Annotated in this window: 8 protein-coding genes; 4 read left to right on the plus strand and 4 right to left on the minus strand. The window is 63.4% G+C overall.

Annotation, left to right across the window (positions count from 1 at the left end; all coding sequences use genetic code 11):
- Positions 1-57 precede the first annotated feature (57 nt).
- Positions 58-2,298, minus strand: coding sequence for a xanthine dehydrogenase family protein molybdopterin-binding subunit (locus tag F3H26_RS03925; protein WP_149774763.1), 2,241 nt, complete (start codon positions 2,296-2,298; stop codon positions 58-60).
- Positions 2,299-2,301: 3 nt separating this feature from the next.
- Positions 2,302-2,766, minus strand: coding sequence for a (2Fe-2S)-binding protein (locus F3H26_RS03930; RefSeq protein WP_149774764.1), 465 nt, complete (start codon positions 2,764-2,766; stop codon positions 2,302-2,304).
- 99 nt (positions 2,767-2,865) lie between these two features.
- On the opposite strand from F3H26_RS03930, the gene F3H26_RS03935 reads away from it, so the two are divergent.
- Entirely contained in the window at positions 2,866-3,444 is a 579-nt protein-coding gene (locus F3H26_RS03935; RefSeq protein ID WP_149774765.1) for a TetR/AcrR family transcriptional regulator, read from the plus strand.
- Here F3H26_RS03935 and kynU read toward each other — a convergent pair.
- Entirely contained in the window at positions 3,437-4,630 is a 1,194-nt protein-coding gene (kynU, locus tag F3H26_RS03940) for a kynureninase (RefSeq protein WP_149774766.1), read from the minus strand. The genes F3H26_RS03935 and kynU overlap by 8 nt on opposite strands.
- 200 nt (positions 4,631-4,830) lie before the next feature.
- On the opposite strand from kynU, the gene F3H26_RS03945 reads away from it, so the two are divergent.
- The 3 genes from F3H26_RS03945 (at position 4,831) to F3H26_RS03955 (ending at position 8,447) form a co-directional block, all read left to right on the plus strand.
- On the plus strand, positions 4,831-5,280 hold the full coding sequence (locus tag F3H26_RS03945; RefSeq protein WP_149774767.1) for a methyltransferase family protein: 450 nt from the start codon (positions 4,831-4,833) through the stop codon (positions 5,278-5,280).
- A 130-nt stretch (positions 5,281-5,410) separates the two neighbouring features.
- A complete protein-coding gene (locus F3H26_RS03950) occupies positions 5,411-6,979 on the plus strand; it encodes a Re/Si-specific NAD(P)(+) transhydrogenase subunit alpha (protein ID WP_149774768.1) in 1,569 nt (522 codons plus the stop codon).
- A gap of 13 nt (positions 6,980-6,992) precedes the next feature.
- Positions 6,993-8,447 (plus strand): NAD(P)(+) transhydrogenase (Re/Si-specific) subunit beta, encoded by a 1,455-nt coding sequence (locus tag F3H26_RS03955; RefSeq protein WP_149774769.1) that lies wholly within the window; start codon positions 6,993-6,995, stop codon positions 8,445-8,447.
- Between the two features lie 81 nt (positions 8,448-8,528).
- Here the strand turns inward: F3H26_RS03955 and F3H26_RS19360 are convergent.
- The coding region (locus F3H26_RS19360; protein WP_188127683.1) for a hypothetical protein at positions 8,529-8,883 on the minus strand (355 nt) is incomplete at its 5' end.

Genomic DNA, 8,883 nt, shown 5'->3' on the forward strand with positions numbered 1-8,883 from the left:
GCTCTCAGATTTCTTCGAAAGACCGGCGCGGCAACCACCGCGCCGGTCTTTTTTGTTTCACACCAGCAGGTTGAACTGTTTGTTGAGCGGCAGGGTCCGGGCGCGCTGGCCGGTCAGATCGAATAGCGCGTTGCCCAGCGCCGGCATCGAGGGTGGCGTTCCGGGCTCGCCCGCGCCGCCCATGAAGCGGTTGGTTTCCAGCACCTGAACCTCGACCTGCGGCGCGGTGTGCATGCGCAGCGCGTCATAGTCGGGGAAATTCATCTGCTCGACCTCGCCCTCGGCAAAGGTGATCTCGCCGTAACAGGCCGCCGACAGGCCATACATCATGCCGCCGAACATCTGCGCCTTGACGTTTTCAGGATCCAGCGCCAGCCCCATGTCGCAGGCGATCCAGGCCTTGCTGATGCGGATGGTGCCGTCTTCGTCCACCACCTCGATCACCTGCGCGACAGGGGTGCCGAAGCTGTAGGTCAGGGCAACGCCGCGGCCCACGCCATCGGGGGTCTTGCCCGTCCAGCCGGACATGTCGCGCACCACCTCAAGGCACCCGGCCGACGGCGCGTGTTCGTCGCGCATCAGCGCCAGCCGGAACTCCAGCGGGTCGCGGCCGGCCGCGTGAGCCATCTCGTCGATGAAGGTCTTGTGGAAAAAGCCGTTGTGGCTGTTGCCGACCGAGCGCCAGAAGCCGACCGGAATGTCCAGATCGGCGATGTGGCCGCTCATGCGATAGTTGGGTACCGCGTAGGGCTGGTTGAAGAACCCTTCGACCAGAACCTTGTCGGGGCCGGCGCCGGGCATGCCGGTCATCCGCTGCATCGCCTGCTGCGTGCAGGATTGCGAGGCGACCTTGCCGTCGATCAGAACCGCCTTGCCGTCCTTGACCGCACCGCGCATCCGCGCCATCGCGCCGGGGCGGTAGAAGTCGTGGCGCATATCCTCTTCGCGGCTCCAGGTGGTCTGGACCGGGACATTGGGCATGGCCATCGCGACCTTGGTGGCGATCACGCTGAAATCGAACTCGGCCCGGCGTCCGAAGCCGCCGCCCAGATAGGTCGTGTAGACTTCGACCGCCTCGGTGTCCAGACCGGCGGCCTCGGCGATCTTCATCTGCATGAAGGTCGGCGCCTGGTTGCCACCCCAGAATTCCAGCCGGTTGCCCGAGAACAGCGCCGTGCCGTTCATCGGTTCCATCGTGGCGTGGGCCAGGTAGGGGACGGTGTATTCGGCCTCGATCACGGTTGCGCCTTCGGGAACGGTGTTGGCATCGCCGTCATCGCGCATGGTCGAGTTGGGGGCGGCGTCGAAGGCCTTGGCGATCTCGGCAAAGATGGCGTCGGTTTCGGGGGGATAGGGGGCCTCGCCCCAATCGACCTCGATCGCCTCGACCGCCTGGTTGGCCAGCCAGGTGTTGGTGGCGATCACCGCAACGCCATTGCCCAGATCGACGATCTCTTCCACGCCCGGCATTGCCTTGGCGGCGCTGTCGTCAAAGCCATTCATCTGGCCGCCCAGCCTGGGGTTCATCCGAACGCTGGCGAATTTCATGCCGGGCAGGCGCACGTCAACGCCGAACTGCGCGGTGCCGGTGGCCTTTTCGACCATGTCCAGACGCGGTTGCGTCCGGCCCAGATAGCGCCATTCGGACGGGTCACGCAGGGGCGCCTCGATCGGTTCCATCTGCGCCACGTCTGCGGCCAGGTCGGTATAGGCGATCTTGGTGCCATCAGGCGCGATGACATGGCCAGAGGCGGTCTTCAACTGGCCGCGGTCCACGCCCAGCCGATCGGCGGCGGCCTGTTTCAATGTTTCGCGGGCCGAAGCACCAGCCGCGCGCATCCGCTCGAACCCGTCCTTCATCGAGGTCGAGCCGCCGGTGACCTGCAGGCTGAGCACCTTGCCGATCACGCCCAGGGCCTCGCCCAGGTTGTGCTGGAAGTTCGCGATGTCATAGCCCTTGTTGGGCAGGCTCTCGCCGATCATGGCCGAGTTGTAGTAGGCTGCGGCAGCCGGCCCGTGCAGAACGGTGACCTGGTCCAGATCCACGTCCAGTTCCTCGGCGATCAGGGCGGCCCAGGTGGTTTTGACGCCCTGGCCCATCTCGGCGCGGGGCGCAAACAGGGTCACGCCGTTCCGGTCGATCAGGATGAAGGGGGTCAGGGCCGCTTCGCCCTCGCCCGGCTTCAGCGGGTTCTTGGCGGGGCGGTTGACGTAATAGACGCCGAAGGCCACGCCACCGACGATGGCGGCGGACCCGATCAGGAAGGTGCGGCGCAGGATTTTTCCGATGCTGGCCATGGATCAGGCCTCCTTCATCTTGGCGGCAGCGTCGTGGATCGCGGCGCGGATACGGGGGTAGGTGCCACAGCGGCACAGGTTGCCCTGCATCGCCTCGTCGATTTCTTCGTCAGAGGGGGCGGGGTTTTCGGCCAGCAGCGCGGCGGCCTGCATGATCTGCCCCGACTGGCAATAGCCGCATTGCGCGACCTGGTGGTCGACCCAGGCCTGCTGGATCGTGGCCAGGTTGTCGGGCGTCCCCAACCCTTCGATCGTGGTGACCTCGCCCCAGACATCGGACAGGGCAACCTGGCACGAGCGGACGGCCTCGCCATCGATCTGCACCGTGCAGGCTCCGCAGGCGGCCACTCCGCAGCCGAACTTGGTTCCGGTCAGGCCCACCTCGTCGCGCAGCACCCACAGAAGGGGGACATCGTCGGGCAGATCGACCTGATGTGGCTTTCCGTTGATCGTCAGCGTGGTCGCCATGGCGCACCTCTTTTGGCTGTGGCTGGTTTCTGACATAATTGATGAAAAATGTCAGTACGTCAATTGACAATTTCGCGCGAAACTGTCAGAGGTCAATTCATGGCGGAAAAACTGGATGATACACGGGCAAAGGCGATCCTGACTTCGGCGTTTCAGGCCTTTTCCGCCTATGGGTTCCGCAAGACCTCGATGGATGACATAGCGCGTGGCGCGGGCATGTCCCGTCCGGCGGTCTATCTGCATTACAAGAACAAAGAGGCCATCGTCCGCAGCCTGACGCAGGCGCATTACGCCGAGAAGATCGCGGCGGTGGCGCAGGCGCTGCAGGGCGACGGAACGGTGTCCGAGATTCTGGCGCAGGCGATTGACGCGCAGATCGCCGGGATGTCGGCGATCCTGGCCTCGCCGCATGGGCTTGAGATGCTGGATACCAGCAAGTCCACCGCTGCCGACATCGTGGCCGAGGGTGAGGCGGCGCTGGCGGATCTCTACGCTGAATGGCTAAAGCGCGAACTGGCGGCCGGTCGCGTGCGCCTGCCGGACGGACCGGCCGAGACCGCGCGGACCATCACCGCCGCGCTGAAGGGGATCAAGATGACCGCCTCGAACGCCGAGGAGTTCGAGCAGCGCATCGCTCAGTTGGCCGCGTTGATCGGCGCAGGGCTTGAGGTCAGGTAACTCGCTGTCGGATCTTGAATTCCGGTTTGTCCCACAAACGGTTCTGCATGATGTCGGTCAGGATTTCGACGGCGCGCGTCACGTCGCCTTCGTCGATATACAGCGGCGTGAAGCCGAACCGCATGATGTCGGGCGCGCGGAAATCCCCGATCACGCCGCGGGCGATCAGGGCCTGCATCACCGCGTACCCGTCGGCAAACCGGAACGAGACCTGGCTGCCGCGCATCGCGGGGGCGCGGGGGCTGGCCAGTTCCAGATCGGGGCAGGTGGCCTCGACCTGCTGGATGAATTGTTCGGTCAGGGCGATGGACTTGGCGCGCACATCATCCATGTCGGCCATGTCCCAGATATCCATCGCCGCAGCCAGCGCGGTCATCTGGATCACCGGGGGCGTGCCGACACGCATGCGCTCGATGCCTGCGCCAGGGCGATAGTCCAGGTCGAAGGCAAACGGCGCCTCGTGCCCCAGCCAGCCCGACAGGGCCGGGCGCGCGGTGTCGGCCCATTTCGGCGCGACATAGATGAAGGCCGGGGCGCCCGGACCGCCGTTGAGGTATTTGTAGGTGCACCCCACCGCGAAATCGGCGTTGCACCCGGCCAGGTCCACCGGGATGGCCCCGGCAGAGTGGGCCAGATCCCACACGGTAATGACGCCTCGCGCATGGGCCAGATCGGTCAGCGCCTTCATGTCATGCCGGCGGCCGGTGCGATAGTCGACCTCGGTCAGCATCAGCACGGCGATTTCGTCGGTGATGTGTTCGGCCACGGCCTCGGGGTCCACGACCCTCAGTTCGTACTCTTCGCCCAGCGAGCGCAGCAGTCCGTCAGCCATGTAGAGATCGGAAGGGAAGTTGCCATTGTCCGACAGGACCACCTTGCGCCCCGGGTTCAGCTCCAATGCCGAGGCAACCGCCTGATAGACCTTGATCGACAGCGTGTCGCCCACCACGACCGTGCCGGGCGCGGCGCCGATCAGGCGGCCGATCCGATCGCCCAGATCGGTCGGCATGCCCATCCACCCGGCCTTGTTCCACCCGGTGATCAGCATCCGGCCCCATTCCTCGGTCAGCATCTTCTGCACCTTCGCGGCCGCCGCCTTGGGCAGGGGGCCCAGCGAGTTGCCGTCAAGGTACAGCACGCCTTCCGGCAGGTGGAACATGGCTTTGGTGGCGGCGAAATCGGTCATGCTGGTTCTCTGTGTTTGTGCATCTTTGAACCGGGGGTATCGGATCGACGCGGACCTGTCCACGATCGGGTTTTCGTGGATCGATGGCCCGATTTCGGGTTGCGACACCTTGGAGTTTTGCCATCCTGTCCTGAAAACGGTAGGACGTAAGCCGGAAGCGACAATCCGCCGGTGTCTGTCGCAACGACGAAGGGATGCGAATGCGCCGTATCGACTTACCGCCACTGTGGCTTGTGGGCTTTGCGGCGCTGGCCTGGGTGCAGGGCCGCTATCTGTCGTTCGGCTTGTCACTGGAAGGCTGGTTCACCGATCTGCTGAGCGGGCTGCTGATCGGTGGAGGCATCCTGCTGGCCATTCTGGCTATCGTTGAATTCCGCCGCCACCGTACGACGGTCATTCCGCATGAAACACCTTCGGCGCTGGTGCAGTCGGGCATCTACAAGCGCAGCCGCAATCCGATCTATCTGGGCGATGTCCTGATCCTTGCCGGGTTGATCCTGCGCTTCGATGCGGTGCTGTCGCTGGTGTTGGTTCCGGTCTTCGTCTGGGTGCTTGAACGGCGGTTCATCCTGCCCGAGGAAAACCGTCTGCGCCGCACCTTCCGCGCGGATTTCGCGCGCTACGAACGCAAAACCCGGCGCTGGATCTGAGATGCGCCGACCCGTGACACAACGTAATGAATGCTGCACTTGCGAAATAATGTTGCGCGAGATACATGATTGCTTGACAGGAAATACCGACCAGCCGCTCGAACAGAGTGATAATTAGGGGGACTTGCCGGTGAAAATAGGCACGCCAAAGGAAATACTGAAGGGCGAGAACCGGGTCGCGATGACTCCGGAGTCGGCCGTTCAGTTGCAGAAACTGGGCTATGACTGCGCGATCGAGAAAGGGGCCGGTGCGGCCGCCGGGTTCTCGGACGAGGCATACGAGGCCGTCGGGGTCGAGATCGTCAAGACCGCCGCCGCGCTCTGGAAAACGGCCGACATCATCGCCAAGGTGCGCGTGCCCACCGAGACCGAACTCAAGCGGTTGACCAAGGGCAAGACGCTGATCTCGTTCTTCAACCCGGCCGGGAACGAAGAAGGAATGGAACTGGCCAAGGAAAAGGGCGCCAACGTCATCGCGATGGAGATGGTGCCGCGCATCAGCCGGGCCCAGAAGATGGACGCGCTGTCGTCGATGGCCAACATCGCCGGCTACCGTGCGGTGATCGAGGCGGGCAACAACTTTGGCCGTTTCTTCACCGGTCAGGTGACGGCCGCGGGCAAGGTGCCGCCGGCCAAGGTTCTGGTGGTCGGCGCCGGCGTGGCCGGTCTGGCCGCGATCGGCACGGCCGTCAGCCTGGGTGCCGTGGTCTATGCGTTCGACGTGCGCCCCGAAGTGGCCGAGCAGGTCGAGTCCATGGGGGCCGAGTTCGTCTATCTGGATTTCCAGGACGATCAGGACGGCGCGGAAACCGGCGGATATGCCAAGCCCTCCAGCCCCGAGTTCCGCGAGGCGCAGCTGGCCAAGTTCCGCGAGTTGGCGCCCGAGATGGACATCGTCATCACCACGGCGCTGATCCCCAACCGCGAGGCGCCCGAGCTTTGGACCGAGGACATGGTCCAATCGATGAAACGCGGCTCGGTCATCGTGGACCTGGCCGCCGAGAAGGGCGGCAACTGCAAACTGACCGTGCCGGATGAAAAGATCGTCACCGACAACGGCGTGACCATCATCGGCTATACCGACTTCCCCAGCCGCATGGCGACGCAGGCCTCGATGCTGTACGCGACCAACATCCGGCACATGATGACCGATCTGACGCCCAACAAGGACGGGCAGATCGTTCACGACATGGAAGACGACGTGATCCGCGGTGCGACCGTGGTCTATCAGGGCGAGATCACCTTCCCGCCACCACCGCCCAAGGTGCAGGCCATCGCGGCCAAACCCAAGGCCGAGGTCAAGGAACTGACGCCCGAAGAAAAGCGCGCGCAAGAGATCGCGGCCTTCAAGGCGCAGACCAAGCAGCAGGTAACACTTCTGGGCGTGGGCGGGGCGCTGATGCTGCTGGTGGGGCTGGTGGCTCCGGCCAGCTTCATGCAGCATTTCATCGTCTTCGTGCTGTCGGTCTTCGTGGGCTTCCAGGTGATCTGGAACGTCAGCCACAGCCTGCACACGCCGTTGATGGCGATCACCAACGCGATTTCCTCGATCATCATCGTGGGCGCGTTGATGCAGATCGGGTCGGGGTCTTTCCTCGTCATTCTGCTGGCGGCGCTGTCGATCTTCATGGCCGGGATCAACATCTTCGGCGGTTTCCTCGTAACCCGGCGCATGCTCGCCATGTTCCAGAAATCTTAAGGAGGCCGGGCACATGGAATTTGGCTTCACCACTGCCGCCTATGTCGTTGCGGCTGTTCTGTTCATTCTTTCGCTCGGCGGCCTGTCGAACCAGGAAAGCGCCAAGCGCGCGGTCTGGTACGGCATCGTCGGCATGGCGCTGGCGGTCTTTGCCACGCTGGTCGGTCCCGGATCGGGGCTGTGGCTGCTGTCGCTGCTGCTGATCATCGGCGGTGGTCTGATCGGTCAATACGTGGCGCAGCGCGTCCAGATGACCGAGATGCCGCAGCTTGTGGCCGCCATGCACTCTCTGGTGGGTCTGGCGGCGGTTTTCGTCGGCTACAACGCCCATTTCGAGATCAAGAACGTCGCCGAAGTCTTTGCGATCGTTGACGCGGCCAAGGATGCCGACCTGTCGGATCTGGGCGCCTTCGCGAAACTGATCGCCAAGAAAACCCCGGCCGAACTGGCCATTCTGCATGTCGAGCTGTTCCTGGGCATCTTCATCGGTGCGATCACCTTTACCGGTTCGGTCGTGGCCTATGGCAAGCTGGCCGGCAAGGTCACCTCGGCGGCCACCAAACTGCCGGGCGGGCATGCGCTGAATGCGGCGGCGGCGGGCCTGTCGCTGATCTGCCTGATCTGGTATTTCAGCACCGGCGGCTTCTTCCCGCTGTTCCTGATGACCCTCGCGGCGCTGTTCATCGGCTATCACCTGATCATGGGCATCGGCGGCGCCGACATGCCGGTGGTGGTGTCGATGCTGAACAGCTACTCGGGCTGGGCGGCGGCGGCGATCGGTTTCAGCCTGGGCAATGACCTGCTGATCGTGGTCGGCGCGCTGGTCGGCTCTTCGGGTGCGATCCTGTCCTACATCATGTGCAAGGCGATGAACCGCCATTTCGTCAGCGTGATCCTGGGCGGTTTCGGCGGCCCGCAGGGCGAACAGATGGCCGTGGAAGGCGAACAGGTGGCCATCGACGCCGAAGGTGTCGCCGCGGCGCTGAACGATGCCGACAGCATCATCATCGTTCCGGGCTATGGCATGGCGGTGGCGCAGGCGCAGCAATCGGTCAGTGAACTGGTGCGCAAGCTGCGCGCCAAGGGCAAGAACGTGCGCTTTGCCATCCACCCCGTTGCGGGCCGCCTGCCGGGCCACATGAACGTGCTGCTGGCCGAGGCCAAGGTGCCCTATGACATCGTGCTGGAGATGGACGAGATCAACGACGATTTCCCGGACACTGACGTTGTCATCGTCATCGGCTCGAACGACATCGTGAACCCGGCCGCGCAAGAGGATCCGAACTCGCCCATCGCGGGAATGCCGGTTCTCGAAGTGTGGAAGGCCAAGCAGGTGATCGTCTCGAAACGCGGGCAGGGCACCGGGTATTCGGGCATCGAAAACCCGCTGTTCTACAAGGAAAACACTCGCATGTTCTATGGCGACGCCAAGCAGTCGCTGGACAAGCTGCTGCCTCTGATCGACTGATCTGCGGCTGTGATCCAAGAAAAAGGCGCCCATTGCGGGCCAGCCGTTTACTTAATCGTAGCCGCGACGAGAACGTCGCGGCTACATTTCGTATGGCGGTGTGAAGAACCCGCAGGCAGTGGCGTCCGAGGATAAAAAAATAGCCCGCGAAAACCTCCGCAGGCCATAATCTCGAAATCTTTTTTGAGTCGAACTATCGAGGGATTGCGGCAGACATGCCGCGTCCAGGTCATCGAGGTTGATGTCGTTCCCGGATTTCAAAATATCGTAGATCATGTTGGTCAGGATACCAAGCCCCTGCTTGTCCGACTTCAAGAGCAATGATGCCAAAGCGTTGTTGGAGGTCATTGCTCGAACCACGGCACCCTGAACGGCGCCGGGAAGATTTCCCTTTAGTGCTTGTTCCTTTGTATTCTTGTCTATCTGCGCCCGCACG

The organism is Ruegeria intermedia, from assembly GCF_900129345.1.
Taxonomy (GTDB): Bacteria; Pseudomonadota; Alphaproteobacteria; order Rhodobacterales; family Rhodobacteraceae; genus Ruegeria; species Ruegeria intermedia.